At 67.7% G+C, this 24,402-nt stretch carries 21 protein-coding genes and 1 tRNA gene; 8 read left to right on the forward strand and 14 right to left on the reverse strand.

The window, feature by feature from the left end:
- The first annotated feature begins 84 nt into the window (after window positions 1–84).
- The 5 genes from ACM6JT_RS04540 to rodA all read left to right on the forward strand — a co-directional run bounded on the left by ACM6JT_RS04540 (window position 85) and on the right by rodA (window position 6,697).
- Window positions 85–1,128, forward strand: a complete 1,044-nt coding sequence (locus tag ACM6JT_RS04540; protein ID WP_004189550.1) for a rod shape-determining protein — start codon at window positions 85–87, stop codon at window positions 1,126–1,128.
- Between the two features lie 436 nt (window positions 1,129–1,564).
- The gene (mreC, locus tag ACM6JT_RS04545; protein WP_105389502.1) at window positions 1,565–2,644 is read left to right on the forward strand and encodes a rod shape-determining protein MreC; all 1,080 of its coding nucleotides are present in this window, start codon (window positions 1,565–1,567) and stop codon (window positions 2,642–2,644) included.
- Window positions 2,641–3,153, forward strand: coding sequence for a rod shape-determining protein MreD (gene mreD, locus ACM6JT_RS04550; RefSeq protein WP_006482567.1), 513 nt, complete (start codon window positions 2,641–2,643; stop codon window positions 3,151–3,153). The genes mreC and mreD overlap by 4 nt, the downstream gene beginning before the upstream one ends.
- A 104-nt stretch (window positions 3,154–3,257) precedes the next feature.
- Window positions 3,258–5,537, forward strand: a complete 2,280-nt coding sequence (gene mrdA, locus ACM6JT_RS04555) for a penicillin-binding protein 2 (RefSeq protein ID WP_034179346.1) — start codon at window positions 3,258–3,260, stop codon at window positions 5,535–5,537.
- An 11-nt stretch (window positions 5,538–5,548) separates the two neighbouring features.
- Window positions 5,549–6,697: a rod shape-determining protein RodA gene (rodA, locus tag ACM6JT_RS04560; RefSeq protein ID WP_034179347.1), complete on the forward strand. Its 1,149-nt coding sequence runs from the start codon at window positions 5,549–5,551 to the stop codon at window positions 6,695–6,697.
- A gap of 91 nt (window positions 6,698–6,788) precedes the next feature.
- On the opposite strand, the gene ACM6JT_RS04565 is transcribed toward rodA, so the two are convergent.
- The 14 genes from ACM6JT_RS04565 to def form a co-directional block, all read right to left on the reverse strand.
- The gene (locus ACM6JT_RS04565; protein ID WP_034179348.1) at window positions 6,789–7,562 is read right to left on the reverse strand and encodes a tetratricopeptide repeat protein; all 774 of its coding nucleotides are present in this window, start codon (window positions 7,560–7,562) and stop codon (window positions 6,789–6,791) included.
- The gene (locus ACM6JT_RS04570; protein WP_034179349.1) at window positions 7,559–8,344 is read right to left on the reverse strand and encodes an HpcH/HpaI aldolase family protein; all 786 of its coding nucleotides are present in this window, start codon (window positions 8,342–8,344) and stop codon (window positions 7,559–7,561) included. The genes ACM6JT_RS04565 and ACM6JT_RS04570 overlap by 4 nt, the downstream gene beginning before the upstream one ends.
- Before the next feature lie 289 nt (window positions 8,345–8,633).
- Window positions 8,634–9,086, reverse strand: a complete 453-nt coding sequence (gene queD, locus ACM6JT_RS04575; RefSeq protein ID WP_006477472.1) for a 6-carboxytetrahydropterin synthase QueD — start codon at window positions 9,084–9,086, stop codon at window positions 8,634–8,636.
- Window positions 9,087–9,104: 18 nt separating this feature from the next.
- Window positions 9,105–9,737 (reverse strand): 7-carboxy-7-deazaguanine synthase, encoded by a 633-nt coding sequence (queE, locus tag ACM6JT_RS04580; RefSeq protein WP_072437609.1) that lies wholly within the window; start codon window positions 9,735–9,737, stop codon window positions 9,105–9,107.
- 75 nt (window positions 9,738–9,812) lie between these two features.
- Window positions 9,813–10,547, reverse strand: a complete 735-nt coding sequence (gene queC, locus ACM6JT_RS04585) for a 7-cyano-7-deazaguanine synthase QueC (protein WP_034179351.1) — start codon at window positions 10,545–10,547, stop codon at window positions 9,813–9,815.
- Window positions 10,548–10,898: 351 nt separating this feature from the next.
- A tRNA-Phe gene (locus ACM6JT_RS04590) sits at window positions 10,899–10,974 on the reverse strand.
- Window positions 10,975–11,035: 61 nt separating this feature from the next.
- Window positions 11,036–11,737 (reverse strand): response regulator transcription factor EsaR, encoded by a 702-nt coding sequence (gene esaR / locus ACM6JT_RS04595; protein WP_034179352.1) that lies wholly within the window; start codon window positions 11,735–11,737, stop codon window positions 11,036–11,038.
- A complete protein-coding gene (gene esaS / locus ACM6JT_RS04600; protein ID WP_414856029.1) occupies window positions 11,738–14,152 on the reverse strand; it encodes a sensor histidine kinase EsaS in 2,415 nt (804 codons plus the stop codon).
- Window positions 14,142–14,732: a DUF4390 domain-containing protein gene (locus ACM6JT_RS04605; protein WP_034179354.1), complete on the reverse strand. Its 591-nt coding sequence runs from the start codon at window positions 14,730–14,732 to the stop codon at window positions 14,142–14,144. Before ACM6JT_RS04605 ends, esaS begins: the two co-directional genes overlap by 11 nt.
- On the reverse strand, window positions 14,729–16,120 hold the full coding sequence (rsmB, locus tag ACM6JT_RS04610; protein WP_105389500.1) for a 16S rRNA (cytosine(967)-C(5))-methyltransferase RsmB: 1,392 nt from the start codon (window positions 16,118–16,120) through the stop codon (window positions 14,729–14,731). Before rsmB ends, ACM6JT_RS04605 begins: the two co-directional genes overlap by 4 nt.
- Before the next feature lie 220 nt (window positions 16,121–16,340).
- Window positions 16,341–17,198, reverse strand: coding sequence for a zinc metalloprotease HtpX (gene htpX, locus ACM6JT_RS04615; RefSeq protein WP_034179355.1), 858 nt, complete (start codon window positions 17,196–17,198; stop codon window positions 16,341–16,343).
- A gap of 100 nt (window positions 17,199–17,298) precedes the next feature.
- Window positions 17,299–17,934, reverse strand: coding sequence for a LysE family translocator (locus ACM6JT_RS04620; RefSeq protein WP_034179356.1), 636 nt, complete (start codon window positions 17,932–17,934; stop codon window positions 17,299–17,301).
- Between the two features lie 120 nt (window positions 17,935–18,054).
- Entirely contained in the window at window positions 18,055–19,038 is a 984-nt protein-coding gene (gene fmt / locus ACM6JT_RS04625; RefSeq protein WP_105389499.1) for a methionyl-tRNA formyltransferase, read from the reverse strand.
- A 34-nt stretch (window positions 19,039–19,072) separates the two neighbouring features.
- Window positions 19,073–19,576 (reverse strand): peptide deformylase, encoded by a 504-nt coding sequence (gene def / locus ACM6JT_RS04630; protein ID WP_034179358.1) that lies wholly within the window; start codon window positions 19,574–19,576, stop codon window positions 19,073–19,075.
- Window positions 19,577–19,761: 185 nt separating this feature from the next.
- Between def and dprA the strand changes: the two genes are divergently transcribed.
- The 3 genes from dprA (at window position 19,762) to ACM6JT_RS04645 (ending at window position 24,325) form a co-directional block, all read left to right on the forward strand.
- A complete protein-coding gene (gene dprA / locus ACM6JT_RS04635) occupies window positions 19,762–21,090 on the forward strand; it encodes a DNA-processing protein DprA (RefSeq protein WP_414856030.1) in 1,329 nt (442 codons plus the stop codon).
- 36 nt (window positions 21,091–21,126) lie between these two features.
- Window positions 21,127–21,507, forward strand: a complete 381-nt coding sequence (locus ACM6JT_RS04640; RefSeq protein WP_034179360.1) for a thioredoxin family protein — start codon at window positions 21,127–21,129, stop codon at window positions 21,505–21,507.
- A gap of 193 nt (window positions 21,508–21,700) precedes the next feature.
- Window positions 21,701–24,325, forward strand: coding sequence for a DNA topoisomerase III (locus ACM6JT_RS04645; RefSeq protein WP_131947210.1), 2,625 nt, complete (start codon window positions 21,701–21,703; stop codon window positions 24,323–24,325).
- Window positions 24,326–24,402: the final 77 nt, after the last annotated feature.

Consider the following 24,402-nt stretch of genomic DNA (forward strand, 5'->3'; position numbering starts at 1 on the left):
ACGCTTCCCGAGGCTGTTATTTTTTCCGCTGCCGCCCCCAGCGCTCGCTATACAGGGCCGGCCCAGAGCGAAACAGGATTCTGAATGTTCGGTTTTTTGCGCAGCTACTTCTCCAACGATCTCGCGATCGATCTCGGCACCGCAAACACCCTGATCTACATGCGCGGCAAGGGCATCGTGCTCGATGAACCGTCCGTCGTGTCGATTCGCCAGGAAGGCGGCCCCAACGGCAAGAAGACGATCCAGGCGGTCGGCAAGGAAGCCAAGCAGATGCTCGGCAAGGTGCCGGGCAACATCGAGGCGATCCGCCCGATGAAGGACGGCGTGATCGCCGACTTCACCGTCACCGAGCAGATGATCAAGCAGTTCATCAAGACGGCGCACGAGTCGCGCATGTTCTCGCCGTCGCCGCGCATCATCATCTGCGTGCCGTGCGGCTCGACCCAGGTCGAGCGCCGCGCGATCAAGGAAGCCGCGCACGGCGCCGGCGCATCGCAGGTCTACCTGATCGAGGAGCCGATGGCGGCCGCGATCGGCGCGGGCCTGCCGGTGTCGGAAGCCACCGGCTCGATGGTCGTCGACATCGGCGGCGGCACGACGGAAGTCGGCGTGATCTCGCTCGGCGGCATCGTGTACAAGGGCTCGGTGCGCGTCGGCGGCGACAAGTTCGACGAGGCGATCGTCAACTACATCCGCCGCAACTACGGGATGCTGATCGGCGAACAAACGGCCGAGGCGATCAAGAAGGAAATCGGCTCCGCGTTCCCGGGCTCCGAAGTCAAGGAAATGGAAGTGAAGGGCCGCAACCTGTCGGAAGGCATTCCGCGCAGCTTCACGATCTCCAGCAACGAAATCCTCGAAGCGCTGACCGATCCGCTGAACCAGATCGTGTCGTCGGTGAAGATCGCGCTCGAACAGACGCCGCCGGAACTCGGCGCCGACATCGCCGAACGCGGGATGATGCTGACGGGCGGCGGCGCGCTGCTGCGCGACCTCGACCGCCTGCTCGCGGAAGAAACCGGCCTGCCGGTGCTCGTCGCCGAAGATCCGCTCACCTGCGTCGTGCGCGGTTCGGGCATGGCGCTCGAGCGCATGGACAAGCTGGGCAGCATCTTCTCGTACGAGTGATCGTCTAGGGGGCTGTTTTCCCATGAAACGTACGTGCGAATGCCCGAAATCGGTCGTCCCCCAAGGGGACTTCCTTGCGGGGCGCAAGCAAGAAGTGAGGAGCGCCGTTTGGCCGCGCCAAACAAGCGACGAACGACGCCGCCATGCGGCCGATTTCGGGCATTCCCGTGGAATGAATTTTAAATTTGGGGTTGCCCCGAAACGGGCCGCTCGCTGCGTCATGCTCCTTGCGAATACGTTCAGTATTCGCGGCGTCGCGATCCTTGCGAGCGGCCCGTTTCGGGGCAACGCACGCACGTTTCATGGAAAAACAGCCCCCCAGTTTCGTTGATATGACGCACCTGCGGCGTGGCCGGATCGCTCGTTTAGAACGAACCGCCGCGCCGTTTGCGCGTCTGAGCATCATTTAACCGATCACACGCGCCCGGCGCCGACCATGGAATACAGTCCGCCGCCCCTCTTCAAGCAAGGTCCGCCCGCGCTCGCGCGGCTCATCTTCTTCGTTGCCCTCGCCATCGCGCTCCTCGTGTCGGACGCGCGCTTCAGCACGCTCGAAATCCTGCGCGGCGTGCTCGGCACCGTGCTCTATCCGCTGCAGCGCGCGGCGCTCGTGCCCCGCGACCTGTTCATGGGCGCGGCCGACATCGCCGTCACCGGCGCATCGCTGCGCCACGAGAACGACGACCTCCGCAAGCGCAACCTGCAACTGTCGACGCAGGCCAACCAGGCCGCCGTGCTCGCGCAGGAAAACATGCACCTGCGCGCGGTGCTCGAACTGCGCCAGCACATCGCGACGCAATCGACGCCGGTCGAGATCCAGTACGACACGAGCGATCCGTTCACGCAGAAGATCGTGGTCGGGCAAGGTTCGCAGCAGGGCATCCAGAACGGCGCGCCCGTGGTCAGCGAGGACGGCGTGGTCGGCCAGATTACGCGCGTGTTCCCGCTGCAGTCCGAAGTCACGCTGGTCACCGACCGCGATCTCGCGATTCCGGTGCAGGTGCTGCGCACCGGCCTGCGCAGCGTGATCTACGGCACGCCGAAGGGCGATTCGCTCGACCTGCGCTTCGTACCGACGAGCGCGGATCTCGTGGTCGGCGACGAACTCGTCACGAGCGGCCTCGACGGCGTCTATCCGCCCGGCCTGCCGGTCGCGAAGGTCGCGCGCGTCGACAAGCTCGCCGACACCGCATTCGCGCGCGTGACCTGCGCGCCGGTCGCGGCCGTGCGCGGCGCGCGCCAGATGCTCGTGCTGCATTACCAGAACGACATCCCGCCGCGCCCGGTCGAGCTCGAACCGGCCGCCGACAAGAACGCGAAGGGCGGCAAGAAGGGCGCGAAAGCCGCCGCGAAGGGCGAGAAAGCCGACAAGGCCGACGCGAACGCAAAGCCGGCCGCCGCCGCCCAGCCCGGCGCGAAGCCCGCGCCGGCCGCGCCCGCCGCGCCCGCCGCTCCGGCCAAGCCCGCCGCCGCACCCGCGAAGCCCGCGGCCGGGCAACCAGGAGCCCAGCGATGAACCGCCCGCAATACATCCTGCAGCCGGTCAATCCGTACTTCATCGTCTTCAGCCTCGCCGCCGCGTTCCTGCTGAACCTGATGCCGTGGGGCCGCCTGCCCGGCGTGCCCGACTTCGTCGCGCTCGTGCTGCTGTTCTGGAACATCCACCAGCCGCGCAAGGTCGGGATGGGCGTCGCGTTCGCGCTCGGCATCCTGATGGACGTGCATGACGCGGGGCTGCTCGGCGAGCACGCGCTCGCCTATACGCTGCTGTCGTACGGCGCGATCACGATCCACCGCCGCGTGCTGTGGATGCCGATCGGCGTGCAGGTGCTGTATGTCACGCCGCTGCTCGTCGTCGCGCAGCTCGTGCCGTTCGTGATCCGTCTCTTGATGGGCGCCGCGTTCCCCGGCTGGCGCTATCTGGTCGACGGCTTCGTCGAGGCCGCGCTGTGGCCGATCGCGAGCCACCTGCTGCTGATGCCGCAACGCCGTCCGGTCGATCCGGACGATACGCGCCCCATCTGAGCCGGACGACCTTTGAATACCCGCCGCCCCCAATCCCGCCGCGCGCCGCGCTCCGGGGCGGCACCTCGCCCGCCCGCGCGCGGGTCGGATAGACGCTCAACCGCATGACCGAATTCAACGACACCCAACAGCAGCTCTCGAAGTTCCGCCTGCGCGTCGCGGCGGCGGGCGTGTTCGTGTTCGTCTGCTTCGGGCTGCTCGCGAGCCGCTTCTTCTACCTGCAGCTGATGCAGCACGGCAAATACGCGCTGCAGGCCGAGGAAAACCGCATCTCGGTCGCGCCGATCGTGCCGAACCGCGGGATCATCACCGACCGCAACGGCGTGATCCTCGCGAAGAACTATTCGGCGTACACGCTCGAGATCACGCCATCGAAGCTCGACGACACGCTCGACAACACGATCGACAAGCTGTCCGAGATCATCCCGATCGACGCACGCGACCGCCGCCGCTTCAAGAAGCTGCAGGAAGACTCGAAGAACTTCGAGAGCCTGCCGATCCGCACGCGGCTCACCGACGCGGAAGTCGCGCGCTTCACCGCGCAGCGCTTCCGCTTCCCCGGCGTCGACGTGCGTGCGCGGCTGTTCCGCCAATATCCGCTCGGCACGACGGCCGCACACGTGATCGGCTACATCGGCCGGATCTCGAAGCGCGACCAGGATCGGATCGACGCGATCAGCGACGACAACGACAGCGACCAGGAAAACTACGATCCGCGACGCGACGCGAACAACTACAAGGGCACCGACTACATCGGCAAGATCGGCGTCGAGCAGAGCTACGAGACCGAGCTGCACGGGTTGACCGGCTTCGAGGAAGTCGAGGTGACGGCCGGCGGCCGGCCCGTGCGCACGCTGTCGCGCACGCAGGCGACGCCCGGCAACAACCTCGTGCTGTCGCTCGACATCGGGTTGCAGCAGGTTGCCGAGCAGGCGTTCGCCGGCAAGCGCGGCGCGCTCGTCGCGATCGAGCCGAAGACGGGCGACGTGCTCGCGTTCGTGTCGTCGCCGAGCTTCGACCCGAATTCGTTCGTCGACGGCATCGACCAGCAGACCTGGGACGAGCTGAACAACTCGACCGACAAGCCGCTGCTGAACCGTCCGCTGCACGGCACCTACCCGCCCGGCTCGACGTACAAGCCGTTCATGGCGCTCGCGGGCCTGACGCTCGGCAAGCGCTCGCCGGGCTGGGGGTTCCAGGATCCCGGCTACTTCACGTTCGGCGGCCACACGTTCCGCAACGACGTGCGCTCGGGCCAGGGCTGGGTCGACATGAACAAGGCGATCATGGTGTCGAACGACACCTACTTCTACATGCTCGCGCGCGACCTCGGCGTGAACGCGATCGCGAACTTCATGAAGCCGTTCGGCTTCGGCCAGATCACCGGGATCGACATCCAGGGCGAAGCGCGCGGGATCCTGCCGTCGACCGACTGGAAGAAGAAGGCGTTCAAGAAGGCCGCGCAGCAGAAGTGGTTCGACGGCGAGACGATCAGCCTCGGGATCGGCCAGGGCTACAACTCGTTCACGATCCTGCAGCTCGCGCACGCAACCGCGACGCTCGCGAACAACGGCATCGTGATGAAGCCCCACCTCGTGAAGGAAGTCGAGGATCCGATCTCGCGCGGGCGCCGCCTGACCGTGCCGAAGGAAAGTGAAACGATCCCGCTCAAGCAGGCCGACATCGACGTCGTGAAGCGCGGGATGGAGAACGTGATCGAGAACCCGTCCGGCACCGCGTACAAGGTGTTCCGCGGCGCGCCGTATCTCGCCGCCGGCAAGACCGGTACCGCTCAGGTGTTCTCGCTGCAGGGCTCCAACTACAAGGGCCACCTGCTCGCCGAGCATCTGCGCGACCACGCGCTGTTCATCGCGTACGCGCCGGTCGACCATCCGCAGATCGCGTTGGCGCTGGTCGTCGAGAACGGCGGCTGGGGCGCGCAGGCCGCAGGCCCGATCGCGCGCCGCGTGCTCGACTTCTTCCTCGTCGAGCGCCAGAACCCGCAGAACGAAGCCGCGGCCGTGGCTGCCGCGGCGTCGGCGACCGAACCCGTGAATGCACCGGTGATCGGCGACGCGAACAAGCCCGCCGCCGTCGCCGCCGGCTTCAAGGCGCTGCCGCAGCCCGTCGTGCCGACCGCGGCCAGCGCGGCGGATGCGGCATCGGCCGCGTCGGCGCCCGATGCGTCGGGTGCGGCCGGTGCAAACGCAGCGCAGCCGGCGAGCGCCGCGGCGCCGATGGCCGCGAGCCTGCCGCCGATCCGGCGCCCGCACCGGCCGCGCCGGCCCGCCAGCGACGCGCAGCCGCTCGTCGCCGCGCCGCGGGACGACAACCACCGTGCGACGGCCCCCGCGAAAGCGGCGGACGCCGGCACCGCTCATTAACGGAGAAAGGCATGCAATTCGACAAGCGCGCCTGGCTCGACAAGATCAAGCAGATGTTCGCGGGCTTCGACCGCCCGCTCGCCCTCATCGTGTTCCTGCTGCTGTGCGTCGGCATCGTCACGCTGTACAGCGCGGCGATCGACATGCCGGGCCGCGTCGAGGACCAGTTGCGCAACATCCTGCTGACGTTCGTGCTGATGTGGGTGATCGCCAACATCCCGCCGACCACGCTGATGCGCTTCGCGGTCCCGCTCTATACGTTCGGGGTCGCGCTGCTGATCGCGGTCGCGCTGTTCGGGATGACGAAGAAGGGCGCGAAGCGCTGGCTGAACGTCGGCGTCGTGATCCAGCCGTCGGAGATCCTCAAGATCGCGACGCCGCTGATGCTCGCGTGGTACTACCAGCGCCGCGAAGGCGGGCTGCGCTGGTACGACTTCCTCGCCGCGTTCGGGATCCTGATGGTGCCGGTCGGACTGATCGCGAAGCAGCCCGACCTCGGCACGGGCCTGCTCGTGTTCGCGGCCGGCTTCTTCGTGATCTACCTCGCCGGCCTGTCGTTCAAGCTGATCGTGCCGGTGCTCGTCGCGGGCGTGATCGCGGTCGGGTCGATCGCCGTGTTCGAGGACCGCATCTGCCAGCCCGAAGTGCAGTGGCCGCTGATGCACGACTACCAGAAGCACCGCGTGTGCACGCTGCTCGACCCGACCTCCGACCCGCTCGGCAAGGGCTTCCACACGATCCAGGCCGTGATCGCGATCGGCTCGGGCGGCGTGCTCGGCAAGGGCTACCTGAAAGGCACGCAGGCGCACCTCGAATTCATTCCGGAGAAGCACACCGACTTCATCTTCGCGGTGTTCTCGGAGGAATGGGGGCTGGTCGGCGGGATCGTGCTGCTGACGCTGTACATGGCGCTGATCGCGCGCGGGCTCTATATCGCCGCGCAGGGCGCGACGCTGTTCGGCCGCCTGCTCGCGGGCTCGCTCACGCTCGCGTTCTTCGTCTATGCGTTCGTCAACATCGGGATGGTGAGCGGCGTGCTGCCGGTCGTCGGCGTGCCGTTGCCGTTCATGAGCTACGGCGGCACCGCGCTCGCGACGCTCGGCATCGCGATCGGGATGATCATGAGCGTCGGGCGACAGCGGCGGCTGATGAAGAGCTGACCGCGCGGCACGGCCGCGGCCAAGAAAAACGGCGCCCCGGCGCCGTTTTTTATCGTGCACGTCGAACGCGGCAACGCGGCGCGTCGCCCGCTCACTGCGGTGCCGCGCGTGGGCTCCCCGGCTCGGCACCGACGCCCGACGCCGGCCCCTGCGCCTTCAGCCGCGCGCTCAATTCCTTGAATTTCAATCCGGCCGTCTCGTCGCCCTGCGCGGCCGCCGCCGCGTAATAGGCCCGCGCGATGTTCAGGTTCTGCGCAACGCCGTCGCCGCCGCGCTCGTAGAACGACGCGGTCACGTACTGCGCGGTCGGCTCGCCCGCATCGGCGGCCTGCTTGTACCACGCGAACGCCTGCCGGTTGTCACGTGGTGTGCCGCGCCCGTCGAGGAACTGGTTCGCGAGCGACAGCTCGGCCTGCACGTGCCCCTGCTTCGCCGCCCGCAGGAACCAGCGATGCGCTTCGGCCGGATTGCGCGCGACGAACTCGCCGTCGTCGAACATCCGGCCGTACACGTACTGCGCATGCGACATGTTCGCGTCGGCCGCGCGCTTCAGCCAGCGCAGCCCTTCGTCGACGTTCGCCGTCACGCCTTCGCCCGTCAGCAGCATCATCGCGTAGTTGAATTGCGCGAGACGGTCGCCGCGCTCGGCTGCGTCGTGGAACTGCACCAGCGCCGCGCGATAGTCGCCGGCGTTGTAGTCGGCGACCGCCGATTGCGTCTCGCGCGACGGATCGGGCTTCGCTTGCGGCGCGCCCTGCGCGGCCGCCGCGACACACACGGCCCACAGGCCGAGCATCGCGCCGAACCGCCCGCGCGCACCGGCCGCACCCTGCGCGCGCCCGCAAGACGCGCCGTCGCCGTTCATGACCGTACCTCCTGCAGCGCTTGCCGCGTCGCACGCAGCAGCCAGCTCACGTCGGCCGACAGCGTGATCATCCGGTAGCCGGCCTCGCGGTACTGCCGCGCGCCCGCCGTGTCGCCCGCGAAGATGCCGACCGCGACGCCGGCCTGCTTGCCGGCCGCGAGCACGCGCGCCATCGCGGTTTCGACGTCCGGGTGGCGGATGTCGCCGAGATGCCCGAGGCTCGCCGCGAGATCGGCCGGGCCGATGAACAGGCAGTCGACGCCGGGCGTCGCCGCGATCCGCTCGACTTCGTCGACGCCGCGCGCCGATTCGATCTGCACGATCACCGCGACCTGCGCATTCGCCGTCAGCACGTAATCGCGGCGCATGCCGAACGCCGCCGCGCGCACCATGCCCGCGACGCCGCGCAGCCCGTCAGGCGATTCCGGCGACGGGAAGCGCGTGAGCCGCACCGCGTGCGCGGCGTCGTCTGGCGTCTCGATGCACGGAAACATCAGCGTGCGTGCGCCGGCGTCGAGCGCGCGCTTCACGAGCCACGGCTCGCGCGCCGGCACGCGCACGACAGGCTCGCTCGGCAGGTGCGCGGCGGCGATCGCGCGCAACTGCGACACGACGTCGCGACTATCGTTCGGCGCGTGCTCCATGTCGATGCAGAGCCAGTCGTAGCCGGCGTGCGCGAGCGCTTCCGCGGCCGAGTCGCTGCCGAGCGACAGCCACAGGCCATACAGCGGCTCGTCGCCGTCGCGCAGGCGTTGTTTGAGGGAATTGGTGAGCGTGCTCATCGATACGGCCTCCTGGACGGAACGGCAATCGAACGGGACAAGCATCAGGCGAAGCGGGGCGGCGGCGCCAGACCGCGCCTTTCAACGTTAGTCGGCCGTGGGCGGCCGATCTGACAGCGCGGGCCGCGCGACCGCGCACGGGTGCGTTTTACGGTGCCACGCAACGATCATAGCGCGGCGTTAAGCGGAATGTGGGAACGGACGGGGAGCAGCGCCGGCGCGGGACGAGGCCGCGGGGCGCGGTGACGGGCAGCCCGCGCCGGCCGGCGGGGCTGCCGGGAAGGCAGGATCAGCGGCCGGGCTGGCGCTCGACGTCGGCCCAGCAGTTCGGCGTTTCGTACAGACGCACGCGCTCGAGGCGCAGGTTCACGCCGTAGTGCGCGTCGTACACGTTCGCGAGCAGGTCGAACGCGATCGCCGCGAGGTTCTCGACGGTCGGGATCCGGTCGATCACGACGGTCTTGTGGTCGGCCATCTGTTCGAGGAACGAGCGCACGACGTCGTCGCGCGCATAGACCAGGAATGCGTGGTCCCACTTGCTGACGAGGTGCTCCATCGCGAGCGCCTTCACGTCGGCGAAATCCATCACCATGCCACGGTCGGGAGCGCCCTCGGTATCGACGAGATCGCCGCGCAACGTGATTTCGAGCACGTAGCGATGGCCGTGCAGGTTCCTGCACTGGCTGCGGTGATCGGGAATGCGGTGGCCCGCGTCGAATTCGAGTTTTCGGGTAATCAGCACGATGTCAAAGGCCGTGGCTCAGGGAATGTTCAGATATTTGTGGGTCTGCATCGACAGGCGCCACTGCGGATGACGCTTGCACCAGTCGATCGCGAGCTTCGTATTGAGGTCGCGCGACGGGCCGTCCATCGGCTGGACGAGGAAATACTCGAAGTCGAGCTTCGCATAGTCGGCCAGCCGCTGGTTGTCCTGCGGGATCACGACTTTCAGTTCGTTGCCCTTCGTGACCACGAGCGGCGCGTCGGCCTTCGGGCTCACACAGATCCAGTCGATCGATTCGAGCACCGGCAGCGAGCCGTTGGTCTCGATCGCGATCTCGAAGCCGGCCGCGTGCAGCGCGTCGACGAGCGGCTGGTCGAGCTGCAGCATCGGCTCGCCGCCCGTGCAGACGACGAAGCGGTGCGCTTCGCCGTCCGGCCACAGGCCGGCGATCGTCGCGACGAGCGCTTCGGCGTCCTTGAACTTGCCGCCGTTCTCGCCGTCGGTGCCGACGAAGTCCGTATCGCAGAAGCGGCACACGGCCTCCTCGCGATCCTCTTCGCGGCCCGACCACAGGTTGCAGCCGGCGAACCGGCAGAACACAGCCGGCCGGCCCGCGTTCGCGCCCTCGCCCTGCAACGTGTAGAAAATTTCCTTGACCGCGTAAGTCATCGTCCGTCGTCCGGCTCGCGCCGCTCGTTGTCGATCAGAATCCGTTATTCATCAAGCGCTGCCGGCGCAGCCGCGTCACAGCGGCGCTTCGGTCACCCGCTCGCCCTTCAGGTAGGCCTCGTAGCCGCGCTTGCGCAGCTTGCAGGCCGGGCACTCGCCGCAGCCGAAGCCCCAGTCGTGCAGTTCCGCGCGCTCGCCCACGTAGCACGTGTGCGTCTCGACGCGGATCAGTTCGACGAGCGCTTCGCCTCCGAGCTGCTCGGCGAGCTGCCACGTCTGCGCCTTGTCGAGCCACATCAGCGGCGTCTCGAGCACGATGCGCGTGTCCATCCCGAGATTCAGCGCGACCTGCAGCGCCTTCATCGTGTCGTCGCGGCAGTCGGGGTAGCCCGAAAAATCGGTCTCGCACATCCCGCCGACCAGCACGCGCAGCCCGCGGCGATACGCGATCGCCGCGGCGATCGTCATGAACAGCAGGTTGCGGCCCGGCACGAACGTGTTCGGCAGGCCGCTCGCCGTCGTCTCGATCTCGATCGTGCGCGTCATCGCGGTATCGCTGATCGCGCCGAGCACCGACAGGTCGATCATGTGATCGTCGCCGAGCCGGTCCGTCCACGCGGAAAAGTCGCGCTTCAGCGCTTCGCGTACGCCTTCGCGGCATTCGAGCTCGACACGATGGCGCTGGCCGTAATCGAAGCCGAGGGTCTCGACCGTCTGGTAGCGTTCGAGGGCCCACGCCACGCACGTGGCCGAGTCCTGCCCGCCGGAAAACAACACGAGCGCGCCGTCTTTAGCGTCTGTCCGAATCACCGTGATACTCCGTGAATGTATAGGCTCGCGTCGCGCTGCGCCGCGGGGCCGGCTGCCGCCGGGCGGCCCGACGCGTACCGGCCTGCGCCGGCTCGACCAGTATAGGCAGCGCGGTCGGCCGCGAACGCGGCGGAGCGCTTATACCGCCCATCGCGCGACATCGTTGCCGCGCATCACGGCGGCGCGTTGCTGGCGGCCTGCCGTGCATATGAAGCGATGCGCTAAGTCATTGAGCGGGCACGGATTTTATCATGCCCCCGCGAATGCTGCCGCACACGCCGCCTATGACACGCAATACCCACCACAAACGAAAAACCCCAAGAACCTTCCGATTCTTGGGGTTGGAACTGCTGGTGGCCTGGGACGGAATCGAACCATCGACACGCGGATTTTCAATCCGCTGCTCTACCAACTGAGCTACCGGGCCAACGAAGAATGAAAGTATATCGAGCTTTTCCCACCTGCTCAAGCGTTTTCGCAAAAAAATTTTATACCGCGCCTTCGGACGGCTTCTTGCCGAGCTCGACGCCCAGCTGCTTGAGCTTGCGATACAGGTGCGTGCGCTCGAGGCCCGTCTTCTCCGCGACGCGCGTCATGCTGCCGTTCTCGCGCGCGAGGTGATATTCGAAGTACGCGCGCTCGAACGCATCGCGCGCTTCGCGCAACGGGATGTCGAACGGGATCGCGGCCGTCTGCCCCGCGAGGCCGAGTGCCGCCGCCATGTCGTCGCCGAGCGTCGGCAGCGCAGCCGCGGACGCAACCGCCGCGGGCCCCGCTGCCTGTCCGGCGCCGCCCTTCGCCGCCGCGTTGGCGGACACCGGCGCCGCGCCGCGTGCGAGACCGTGCTCGACGGACTTCAGCAGCTTCTGCAGCGCGATCGGCTTCTCGAGGAAATCGAGCGCACCGATCTTCGTCGCCTCGACGGCCGTGTCGATCGTCGCGTGCCCGGACATCATGATCACGGGCATCGTCAGCAGCCCCTGCGCCGCCCATTCCTTGAGCAACGTGACGCCGTCGGTATCGGGCATCCAGATATCGAGCAGCACGAGATCGGGCGCCTGATTCAGCCGGTATTCCCGCGCGGCCTGCGCGTTCTCCGCTGCCTCGACGACATGTCCTTCATCGCTGAGGATCTCCGAGAGCAATTCCCGGATGCCCATTTCATCATCTACCACCAGGATGGTTGCCATTTACGCTGCCCTTGTCTGCTCACTTGCTTTTGTCTTAGCGGGGGTCGTCCCGTCCTGCGCGCCCGGTTCGGCGCCTGGCGCATCGCTCGCCATCTGCAGGAACAGGATCGACACCTGCGCACCCTCGACGGTCTCGCCGTGCATGCGATTGCGCAGATCGATCCGCGCACCGTGCTCGTCGACGATCTTCTTGACCGTGGCCAGCCCGAGCCCCGTGCCCTTCGCCTTCGTCGTCACGTAAGGCTCGAACGCGCGGGTCAGGATGCGTGCCGGAAAACCGGGCCCGTTGTCGGACACGGTAAGACGTACCGCGACGCGCGTTTTGCCCTCTGCGTCGGGATCGCCATATTCTACTGTCTTGGTTTCGATCAACACACGCGGATGCGCGGCTTCCGCGACCGAATCCTGCGCATTCTGCAGCAGGTTGTGGATCACCTGGCGCAATTGCGTCGCGTCGCCGCGAATCACCGGCAGCGACGGCGCGAGCTCGGCGGCGATCGGGCTCTTGCCTTCGCCGACGCCGTACAGCCCGAGCACCTCGCTCGCCAGTTCGTTCAACTGCAGGTTCGCAAGCACCGCCGGCGGCGTGCGCGCGTATTCGCGGAAATCGTCGACCATCCGCTTCATCGCGGCCACCTGGTTGACGATCATCGTCGCGCCGCGCTTGAGCACATCCGCGTCGGACGGCGCAAGCTTGTCGGACAGCTTCATCTGCAGCCGCTCGGCCGACAGCTGGATCGGCGTCAGCGGATTCTTGATCTCATGCGCGAGCCGCCGCGCGACCTCGCCCCACGCAACCGAGCGCTGCGCGGAAATCACGTCGGAAATGTCGTCGAATACCACGACGTAACCGGACGTCTGCGGATCTTCGGCCTGCCCCTCGACCGTCGACACGAGGCGCGCGCCGCGCACGAGCAGTGTCAGCGGTTCGGTTTCGCCCGGCATCTCGATCGCGAACTGCTGCTGCCAGTGGCCGCGATCGCCGCTGCCGCCGTCGGATGCCGCCTCGCGATCGGCGAACGCCTTGCGCACCATCGCACCGAATCCCGCCGCAACGCCGATCCGGTCGAGCGTCGTGCCGATCAGCGCGTTGAACGGCTGCCGGAAGATCCGCTCGGCGCCGCGGTTGGCCGTCGTCAGCCGGAACTGGCGGTCGAGCACGAACACGCCGGCCGTCAGGTTCGCGAGGATGCTCTCGAGATAGGTCTTCGAATGCTCGAGCGCGATGCGGTTCTTCTCGACCGCGAGACGCGCCTCGGACAACTGGCGCGTCATCGCGTTGAACGACTGCGTGAGGAAGCCGAGCTCGTCGCGCGTCTTGATCTCGCGCTTCGGCGTGTAATCGCCTTCCGTGATCTCCTTGGTGCCCTGCGCGAGCAGGAACAGCGGCCGCGCGAGCTGCTGGCCGAGCGCGAGCGCGAGCATCATCGCGATGAAGGTCGCGAGGAACAGCGCGAGCGTCAGCGTGCCGATGTACATCTTGCGCAGGCCCGTGCGGCCGAGCGCCTTTTCCTGATACTCGCGATACGCGCGCTGCACGGCGTCCGCGTTGTGCGCGAGCGTCGGCGGCACCGGCTGTGTGAGCTGCAGGAAGCGTTCGGCCGGCTGCAGCAGCGACGTCGTCGCATCGGGAATCGGCCGCACGACGCGCAGCCGCAGCGCGCCCTTCGCGCCGTGCGCGCGCGGGTCGCCGTCGACTTCGCCTTCGATCGCCGCGTACGCGCCGTGTTCGCGCGCCTGGCTCAGCATCAGCGGCGTCGGCAGGTCGTCCGGAATCAGCGCCGCGAAATTGCCCGATGCCTGCGCGACGATGTGCAGGTCGGGCGCCGCGCCCGAACCGCCGCGGCTCGGCTCGACGATCGTCGCGTCCTGCACGCCGAACTGGTCGCGCAGCCGCAGCAGCGTGAGCGTCGTGCCGTTCGTGTTCGCGTCGACGCTCGCGAGCTGGTCGGACATCAGCCGCGCCTTCGTCTGCAGATCGGACAGCGACGCATCGAGCATCCCGCGGCCGAGGTTCAGGCCGGCCGTCAGCGCCGTCTCGACGTTCACGTCGAACCACGACTCGATGCTGCGCGACACGAACTGGTACGACACGATGTAGATGATCCCGCCCGGCACCACGCCAACGAGCGCGAAGAACACCGCGAGCTTCGCGAGCAGCCGCGTGCCGAACTTGCCCTTCCTCAGGCGCACGACGATCATCCCGATCAGCCCGAGCACCACGAGCAGGAACACCAGCGCGACGACGATGTTGGTCGCGTACAGCCACGAATAGTAGCGATCGAAGAATTCGGTATTCGCGCTCGCGGCCGCGAGCAGCACGAGCAGCAGCAGCGCGGTGAACGCGACGGTCGAGACGATCACGCGAACGAGGAGGCTCTTCCCGCTGGCCGCGCGGCGCACTTTATTTAGCACGTTCGGTCACCGTGAAGTTGAAGCGCTTCCAGTCCGACCCGAGCGTCCAGTCGCGATTGTTCACGGCGTCGACCTGGAACGGCTTCGGCATCAGCGCCGTATCGAGCTGCATCCGCACCGACGCCATGTAGGTTTCCCCCAGGCGCACCTGGTTGCGGTCGATCACGTGCCACGACGTGATGTGCCTGACCACCGCGAGCGCGTCCTTCAACGACGGGAAGCCGAGCTGCAGGCCGCCCGTCGACACGCGGTATTCGCGCGTGAGCGGCTGGAACGACAGGCGGATCGTCTGCGTCACCGACACCGGCTGCTCGTCGAACCAGTACCAGCGCGCGCGGCTCAGCTCGAAGTCGGTCGTGAAGTAAAGCGGGATGCCCTTGTTGACGGCATCCTCGAGGTTCGGATTCAGCTCGAAATCGAAGCGGGCATCGAGGCTCCAGCCGCTTCCGTCGGCCTGGAGCGACGCGCGCTGCACGGCGATCGACTGCGCATGCGCCGGCCGGACGACGGCCAGGCACAGCGTCAACGCGACCATCAGGACGGCCGCGAGCCGAAGTGGAAAAAGGTGTTTGATCGTCACCGTTTCTGAAACCGCGCGTAGAAAAATCCGTCGTGATCGGTGTTCTGGTCGAGTGCGCCGGCGGCAGCCCCTCCCTGCACTCCGCCCGGCAGCAGCTGGCCGGGGGCGTCCAATCGTACCGCATCTTCACAGACCGCTTCAAACCAGCGGGCCTGCAACTCGCCTTCCTCGGGGAAGATCGAGCAGGTCACGTAAAGCAGTTCGCCGCCCGGCTTCACGAGCGGCCACAGCGCCGACAGGATGCGGCGCTGTTCCGCGACGAGCGCCGGGATGTCGGCCTCGCGGCGCAGCCAGCGGATGTCGGGATGCCGCCGCACGATGCCCGATGCCGAGCACGGCACGTCGGCCAGGATGCGGTCGAACGGGCGCCCGTCGTACCACGCGCCGGGCGCACCCGCATCGCCGACGCGCACGTCCGCTGCGAGCGACAGGCGCACGAGGTTCTCGCCGATGCGCGCCGCGCGCGTCGCGTCGCTTTCGAGCGCGACGACTTCCGCGTTGGCCAGCTCGAGAATATGGCCGGTCTTGCCGCCGGGTGCCGCGCATGCATCGAGTACGCGCATGCCGTCGCGCGCGCCGAGCCATTCGGCCGCGAGCTGCGCGCCGGCATCCTGCACCGATACCACGCCGTCGGCGAATCCCGGAATGCGCTCGACCGGCAGCGCCGATGCGAGCCGCACCGCATGCCGGCCGATCGCGGTCGCGTCGATCCCGCTCGCGCGCAGCGTGTCGAGATACGCGTCGACGCTCGCGCGACGCGCATTCACGCGCAGCGTCAGCGGCCCCTGGCGCTCACCGGCCGCGAGGATCGCCTGCCATGCGTCGGGCCATGCGCGCTTCACTGCATCGACCCACCATGCGCGGTAATTCCAGCGCGCAACGGCGTCGTCCTGCATCGCCGCGACGAGCACGTCGCGCTCGCGCAGGAAACGACGCAGCACCGCGTTGACCAACCCCTTCGCGAATGCGTATTCGCGGCGTGCGCCGATCACGGTCACGGCCTGGTCAACCACCGTGAACGCCGAATATGCGGCATCGTCCGCCGGATCGAGCAGCAGCGCGAGCGCGCCGGCGAGCACCGCGTTCACGTGCGCGGGCGGCGCCTTGCTGACGAGCCGGCCGATCAGCCAGTCCACGCTGCCGAGGCGACGCATCGTCCGGTACGCGACGTCCTGCGTCGCGCCGCGCGCGAGCGCCTGTGCACCGGACGCCATCTGCGCGAATACCGCCGACAGCGCTGCCGGCAGCGCTGTGCCGCGCCGTACCGCATCGACCGCCTGCGCGGCCGCGTCGAGTGCGAAGCCGAGCGAATCGGGCGCAAGATGCGGCGCGGACAGGCGCGCCGGGCGGCCGGAAGAAGACGGGGCGGAAGAACGGGTTCGTGTCATCGGAGCGGAATCGGCAAACAAACGCAGCAAACAAATGCGGCAAACGGCGGGATTGCTGCGGCCGCGCGGCCCTGCGATCCCAAACCGCGCATTGTAGCGTGCGACCATGCGGCCCCTTTGGCCCCTTTACGGCGCGCACAAATGAAACACCCCGCAGCGCGAAGCGTGCGGGGTGGCGGGGCGGACGCCGCGCGGCAACGGCCGCGCGATGCGCCGAGGTTTAATCGAAGCGGCCGGTACGCGCCATCTCCATCAGGCGCGCGATGCGTTCCTCGGTGGCCGGGTGCGTCGAGAACAGGTTCTGCAGGCCGCCGGCGCGGAGCGGGTTCATGATCATCATCTGCGCGGTGGCCGGATGCGCTTCGGCCGCCTGGAACGGGATGCCGGCCGCATAGCGATGGATCTTGTCGAGCGCGGTCGCGAGCGACTGCGGATCGCCGGAAATCTGCGCGCCGCCGCGGTCGGCCTCGAACTCGCGTGCCCGCGAAATCGCCATCTGGATCAGCGCGCCGGCGATCGGCGCGAGCAGCGCGACCGCAATGCCCGCGATCGGGTTGGCCGGCCGGCCGTTCTCGTCGCGCCCGCCGAAGAACATCGCGAAGTTCGCAAGCGCCGAGATCGCGCCCGCCATCGTCGCGGTGATCGTCGAGATCAGGATGTCGCGGTGCTTCACGTGCGCGAGCTCGTGCGCCATCACGCCGCGCATCTCGCGCTCCGACAGCACGCGCAGGATGCCCGTCGTCGCGGCGACCGCCGCATGCTCGGGGTTTCGGCCCGTCGCGAACGCGTTCGGCGCATCCTCGTTGATCAGGTAGACGCGCGGCATCGGCAGGTTCGCGCGCGTGGCCAGCTCGCGCACCATCCGGTAGAACTGCGGCGCCGTGCTCTCGTCGACTTCCTGCGCGTTGTACATGCGCAGCACCATCTTGTCGGAGAACCAGTACGAGAAGAAATTCATGCCGAGCGCGAACAGCAGCGCGATCGTCATGCCGCGCGAGCCGCCGATCATTCCGCCGATCACGATGAACAGGGCCGTGATCGCGGCCATCAGCATCGCCGTTTTGACCCAATTGAACATACCCACTCCTTATCCGTCAGGGGACCCGCCGCGCATCACAGGGCGCGACGGAAAATTGTAAGCGATTTGTTAGATAAGGTCTTGCCGGAAAAATTCAATCTCAGCGTTGCGAAGCTGCAAGACGCAGGCCGAGGCCGACGAAAGCGCTGCCGACCGTGCGGTCGAGCCACTTCCTGACGCCCGGCTTGCCGGAAAAACGCTGCGTGACGCTGCCCGCGACCCATGCGACCAGGCTGGTCCAGACCGTGCTCATCGCGACGAACACCGCGCCGAGGGTCAGGAACGCCAATGCCTTGTGCGGGCTGTCGGCCGACACGAACTGCGGGAAGAACGACACGAAGAACAGCACGACCTTCGGGTTCAGCACGTTGGTCCAGAAGCCCTGCATGAACAGCTGGCGCAGCGGCTTTGCTGCCGTGGCGGCCTCCGCGCCCGACGGCGCGGCGGCCTGCTTCGCGACGATCATGCGCACGCCGAGATAAATCAGGTACGCGGCGCCGACCAGCTTGATCACCGTGAACGCGGCAGCCGACGCCGCAAGCAGCGCCGTGAGGCCGAATGCGCACGCGAGCGCGTGAACGCAGCAGCCGGCCGAAATGCCGAGCGCCGACATCAGCCCCGCACCGCGGCCCTGCGCGACGCTGCGGCCGACGATGTAAGCCGTGTCGGGGCCGGGCGTGACGTTCAGCAGGAAAACTGCAAGCACGAAGAAGCCGAAATGGGTGATGCCGAACATGAAAACCTCGAAACCGGAGAGCGCAGGGAAATTCTACGCGCGCCTGCCGCGCTGCGCGACTCGACCGTTCGGCCGATTGCGCAGGGCCGGCAGGTCGTGTCGAATGGCGGTCAGGTCACGTTACGCAAGGTCGGTCAGCGCGAAACGCTGGCCCGCGGCGAGCGGCGAGCCGGCGAGGAATTCGCGCGCGGGCAGCCGCTTGCCGCCCGGCTTCTGCAACTGCGTGACGCGCAGCGCGCCACTGCCGCACGCGACGACCACGCCTTCCGGCGCGGCCTCGACGATCGTGCCGGGCGCTGCGTCGCCGCGCGCCGCCACCGGCTCCGCAGCCCACAGCTTGATTGCCGCGCCGTCGAGCGTCGCGACGCCGCCGGGAAACGGATCGAACGCACGCACCTGGCGCGCGAGCACGTCGGCAGGCTTGCGCCAGTCGAGCGCCGCTTCGTGCTTGCCGATCTTTTCCGCATAGGTCACGCCGTCGGCCGGCTGCGGGGTCGCCGGCAGCGTACCGTCGCGCTCGAGCCGCACGAGCGCGTCGACGATCAGCCGCGCGCCGTCGGCGGCCAGCCGGTCGTGCAGCGTCGCGGTCGTGTCGTCGGGCGCGATCGCGATGCGCGCCTCTTCGATCATCGCGCCGGTGTCGAGGCCGACGTCCATCTGCATCAGCGTGACGCCCGTCTCGGCGTCGCCGGCCTCGATCGCGCGGTGAATCGGCGCGGCGCCGCGCCAGCGCGGCAGCAGCGACGCATGGATGTTGATGCAGCCGCTGCGCGGAATGTCGAGCACCTCCTGCGGCAGCAGCAGGCCGTACGCGGCGACCACCATCACGTCGTGCGGCGTCGTGCGCAGCAGCTCGATCGCGTCGGCCGCCTCCGCGGGGTACTTGCCCGCGCGGCGCAGCGACGGCGGCTGCGCGACGGGCATGCCATGCTCGACGGCGTAGCGCTTCACGGCGCTCGCCTGCAGTTTCATCCCGCGGCCGGCCGGGCGATCGGGCTGGGTGAGCACGAGCGGCACCGGAAAACCGGCCTCATGGATCGCGGCGAGCGCAGCCGCGGCAAATTCCGGCGTGCCGGCAAAAATCACGCGCAACGTATGGGTCATGACAGCGTTCTGGGTCGGGCAGGATGAACGCGCGTCACATCGCGCGTTCGAGTTTCTTCATCTTCGTCTTGATGCGCGTCTGCTTGAGCGGCGACAGGTATTCGACGAACACGCGCCCCATCAGGTGATCCATCTCGTGCTGGACGCACACGGCAAGCAGGCCCTCGCAGTCGAGCTCGAAGGCCTCGCCCTGCTCGTTGAGCGCGCGCACGCGCACGTGGTCGGGACGCTCGACTTCGTCATAGATGCCGGGTACCGACAGGCAGCCCTCTTCATAGATCTGCTTCACGTCGCTCGACCAGACGATCTCGGGGTTGATGAACGCGCGCAACTCGTTCTTTTCCTCGGAAACGTCGATCACGATCACGCGCTCGTGCACGTCGACCTGCGTGGCTGCAAGGCCGATGCCGGGCGCCGCGTACATGGTCTCGGCCATGTCGGCGACGAGCTTGCGGATCCGGTCGTCGACCTTGTCGACGGGCTTGGCGACCTTGTGCAGCCGCTTGTCGGGGTAATGAAGAATGTTGAGCAAAGCCATGGTGTTCGGTATTCGGTGGCGCGGCGTGCCGCATCGGCCATCCGGCCGGCTGGCGCCGCCGCCGCGATGCAATGAAGATGAGGCGGATGCGCGGCGTATCAATGCCGCGGATCGCGCCTCCTGCAATTGGCCGGGCGCCTGCGCGCACGGCCCTGTCGAGTATTTCGGATGATGAAAATTTTATCATGGCGCCACGCGGTCCGCTGGCCGTCGCGTTCGAGGGCAGCCTCATGTCGCCTCAAGCGCTGACCACCTCCGCGTTGCGCGCGTGGCTGCAGCTCGGGCACGCGCCCGGCCTCGCACCCGCCGTACTGCAGGCGCTGCTCGACGCGTTCGGCTCGCCGGCGGCGCTGCTGCGCGCATCCGACCAGGCCATTGCCGCCGTGAGCAGCCCCGCCGCCGCGCAGGCCGTGCGCGCAAGTGAACGCGACGATCTCGATGCGCGCACCGACGCCGCGCTGGCTTGGCTCGATGCGCCGGGCAACGCGCTCGTCACGCTCAACGATCCGGCCTACCCGCCGCGGCTGCGCGACCTGCACGACCCGCCGCCGCTGCTATATGTAAAGGGCCGGCTCGACCTGCTGCACGCACGCAGCGTCGCCGTGGTCGGCAGCCGCCACGCGACGCCGCAGGGGCTCGCCGACGCGACGCGCTTCGCACGCGAGTTGTCCGACGCGGGGCTCCCGATCGTGTCGGGCCTCGCGCTCGGGATCGACGGCGCCGCGCATCGCGGCGGGCTCGACGGCCGGTCGGGCACGGTCGCGGTGATCGCGACGGGCGCCGATCTCGTCTATCCGGCGCGGCACCGCGCACTCGCCCACGAGATCGCCGCGCACGGTGCGATCCTGTCGGAATGGCCGCTCGGCACACCGGCACGCGCAGCGCATTTCCCGCAGCGCAACCGGCTGATCGCGGCGCTCGCGATCGGCGCGCTCGTCGTCGAAGCCGCCCCGCGCTCCGGCTCGCTGATCACCGCGCGGCTCGCGAACGAACTGGGGCGCGATGTGTTCGCGATGCCGGGCTCGATCCACGCCCCGCTCGCGCAGGGCTGCCACGCGCTGATCCGCGACGGCGCGAAGCTCACGGCGGCGCCGCTCGACATTCTCGAGGAATACGGGCTGGGCGAACCGACGACCGATGCGGCGTGCCCCGGAATTCGGCGCGCGAATCCCGACGAGGTTCGAGAAACCGAAGCTTCCGGCCAGCGCGCCTGCGCCGGCATCATGGAAGCGCCCCCTTCCGTTCCGGCCGCCGCGCCAGCCCGAATCGAAGCATCACCGCCTCCGTCGCCCTACACCCCGTCCGAGCAGACCGTGCTCGCCGCACTGGGATACGGCCCCGTCACATACGAATGGCTCGCCGAACACAGCGGCCTGTCCGACGACGTGCTGCACCGCGCGCTGCTCGCGCTCGAACTGGCCGGTCGCGTCGCGAGCCTCCCCGGCGGACGCTTCGTGCGGCTTGACGCGGCCCCCACCCCGCCTGCGCGCGGCGTGCTACATTTCCCCGAATAGGGGCGGCCGCGCCGCCGACGATATTCAAGGAAATCCATGCCCGCGCTGAATCTCGACACCGATGCGGATCGGATCGCCGAGCGCCTCGCCGATCCCGGCACGTTGCTCGTCGCCTGCCTGTGCGCCCAGTGGTGCGGCACGTGCCGCGACTACCGGACGGCCTTCGACCAGCTCGCCGACGCGCATCCCGACGCCTGCTTCGCCTGGATCGACATCGAAACGCATGCCGACCGCCTCGACGATCTCGACGTCGAGAACTTCCCGACGATCCTGATCGAGGACGCCAACACCGCACGCTTCTTCGGCACGGTGCTGCCGCACGCGGCGATCGTCGAACGAATGCTGTCCGACCTGAGCGCGGTACCCGGTGCGCCGCACGCACCGAAATTGCGCAACGTCCTGAACGTCGAAGCCTGAATTCGCGCGCCCGCCCGGCGGTTTTTCGCGCGTTTGCGCGCCCCGCCGCGCCGGGCGCTTGCCGCCGTTGCAGCCCCCCTCTATGATGGGCCGCTTTTTACACGCCGAGCCGCCGTCGCTTCGGCGTGTGCTATAAAGCGGTCGTTAAAGGGACCCACAACCGGCGACCCCGGTCTACCATCACACACCTGTCATGTCCAAAGCACTGATCATTGCGGAAAAGCCTTCTGTCGCGAACGACATCGCACGCGCTTTGGGCGGCTTTACCAAGCATGACGAATACTACGAGAGCGACGAATTCGTCCTTTCGTCCGCTGTCGGCCACTTGCTCGAAATCGCCGCTCCGGAAGAGTACGAGGTCAAGCGCGGGAAATGGAGCTTCGCGCATCTGCCCGTCATCCCCCCGCATTTCGACCTGAACCCGATCGCAAAAAGCGAGTCGCGCCTCAAGGTGCTCACCAAGCTGATGAAGCGCAAGGACGTCGACCGCCTGATCAACGCATGTGACGCGGGGCGCGAGGGCGAACTGATTTTTCGCCTGATCGCGCAGCACGCGAAGGCGAAGCAGCCGGTCCAGCGCCTGTGGCTGCAATCGATGACGCCGCAGGCGATCCGCGACGGTTTCGCGAACCTGCGCAGCGACACGGACATGCAGCCGCTCGCCGACGCCGCACGCTGCCGCTCGGAAGCCGACTGGCTCGTCGGGATCAACGGCACCCGCGCGATGACCGCGTTCAACAGCAAGGGCGGCGGCTTCTTCCTGACGACAGTCGGCCGCGTTCAGACGCCAACGCTGTCGATCGTCGTCGAACGCGAAGAGAAAATCCGCCGCTTCATCCCGCGCGACTACTGGGAAGTGAAGGCCGCATTCGCGTGCGCGGGCGGTTTCTACGAAGGCAAGTGGTACGACCCGAAATTCAAGCGCGACGAATTCGACCCGGAAAAGCGCGACTCCCGCCTGTGGAGCCTGCCGGCTGCCGAAACGATCGTCGCCGCATGTCGCGACAAGGTCGGCACGGTCTCCGAGGAATCGAAGCCGTCGACACAGCTGTCGCCGCTGCTGTTCGACCTGACGAGCCTGCAGCGCGAGGCGAACGGCCGCTTCGGCTTCTCCGCGAAGAACACGCTCGGCCTCGCGCAGGCACTGTATGAAAAGCACAAGGTGCTGACCTACCCGCGTACCGACGCGCGCGCGCTGCCGGAAGACTACCTTTCGACGGTCGAGTCCACGCTCGAGATGCTCAAGGAGAGCAACAACTACCTGCCGCATGCGAAGCAGGTGCTCGACAAGGGCTGGGTGAAGCCGAACAAGCGGATCTTCGACAATTCGAAGATCAGCGACCACTTTGCAATCATCCCGACGCTGCAGGCGCCGAAGTCGCTGTCCGAGCCGGAGCAGAAGCTGTACGACCTGGTCGTGAAGCGCTTCCTCGCCGTGTTCTTCCCGGCGGCCGAATTCCGCGTCACGACGCGGATCACCGAAGTCGCCGGCCATCACTTCAAGACCGAGGGCAAGGTGCTCGTCGAGCCGGGCTGGCTGCAGGTGTACGGCCGCGACGCCGAAGGCGCGGACGCGAACCTCGTGCCGGTGCAGAAGGACGAGAAGGTGAAGACGGACGAAATCGCCGCCGTCGCGCTCGTGACGAAGCCGCCCGCACGCTACTCGGAAGCGACGCTGCTGTCGGCGATGGAAGGCGCGGGCAAGCTCGTCGAGGACGACGAGCTGCGCGAGGCGATGGCCGCGAAGGGCCTCGGCACGCCGGCCACGCGCGCGGCGATCATCGAAGGCCTGCTCGGCGAGAAATACCTGTTGCGCGAAGGCCGCGAGCTGATCCCGACCGCGAAGGCATTCCAGCTGATGACGCTGTTGCGCGGGCTCGGCGTGAAGGAACTGACCGCGCCGGAGCTCACCGGCGAATGGGAATACAAGCTGTCGCAGATGGAGCGCGGCAACCTCGGGCGCGACGCGTTCATGCAGGAAATCGCCCGCATGACGCAGCAGATCGTCAAGCGCGCGAAGGAATACGATTCCGACACGATTCCCGGCGACTACGCGACGCTCGAGACGCCGTGCCCGAACTGCGGCGGCCAGGTGAAGGAAAACTACCGCCGCTTCGCGTGCACGAAGTGCGAGTTCTCGATCTCGAAGATCCCGGGCAGCCGGCAGTTCGAGATTCCCGAAGTCGAGGAGCTGCTGCAGAAGAAGGAAATCGGTCCGCTGTCCGGGTTCCGCAGCAAGATGGGCCGCCCGTTCTCGGCGATCCTCAAGCTGTCCTTCGACGACGAAACGAAGAACTACAAGCTCGAGTTCGATTTCGGCCAGGACCAGGGCGGCGAGGAAGGCGAAGCGCCCGACTTCTCCGCGCAGGAGCCGGTCGGCGCGTGCCCGAAGTGCAAGGGCCGCGTGTTCGAGCACGGGATGAGCTACGTGTGCGAGCACTCGGTTGCGAACCCGAAGACCTGCGACTTCCGCTCGGGCAAGGTGATCCTGCAGCAGGAAATCACGCGCGAGCAGATGGGCAAGCTGCTTGCCGACGGCCGCACGGATCTGCTGCCGAACTTCAAGTCGTCGCGCACGGGCCGCAACTTCAAGGCGTTCCTCGTGAAGCAGCCGGACGGCAAGATCGGCTTCGAGTTCGAGAAGAAGGAACCGAAGGCCGCTGCCGCGAAGAAGACGGCGAAATCGGCGACGAAGGATGCCGAAACCGTAACGGAAGGCGCCGAAGAGAAATCGGCACCGGCCCGCAAGACCGCTGCCAAGACCACGGCGACCAAGACTGCCGCCCGCAAGACGACGGCGCGCAAGACCGGCTCGTAACGGCCGGGCCGCCGGGGCTTCCCCCCGGCGTACCGGGCGCCGGCAGGCAGCCGAAAAAAAACGCGGATCGATCGCTC

The sequence above is a fragment of the Burkholderia sp. IT-111MI5 genome (assembly GCF_949752865.1).
Classification (GTDB): domain Bacteria; phylum Pseudomonadota; class Gammaproteobacteria; order Burkholderiales; family Burkholderiaceae; genus Burkholderia; species Burkholderia pyrrocinia_C.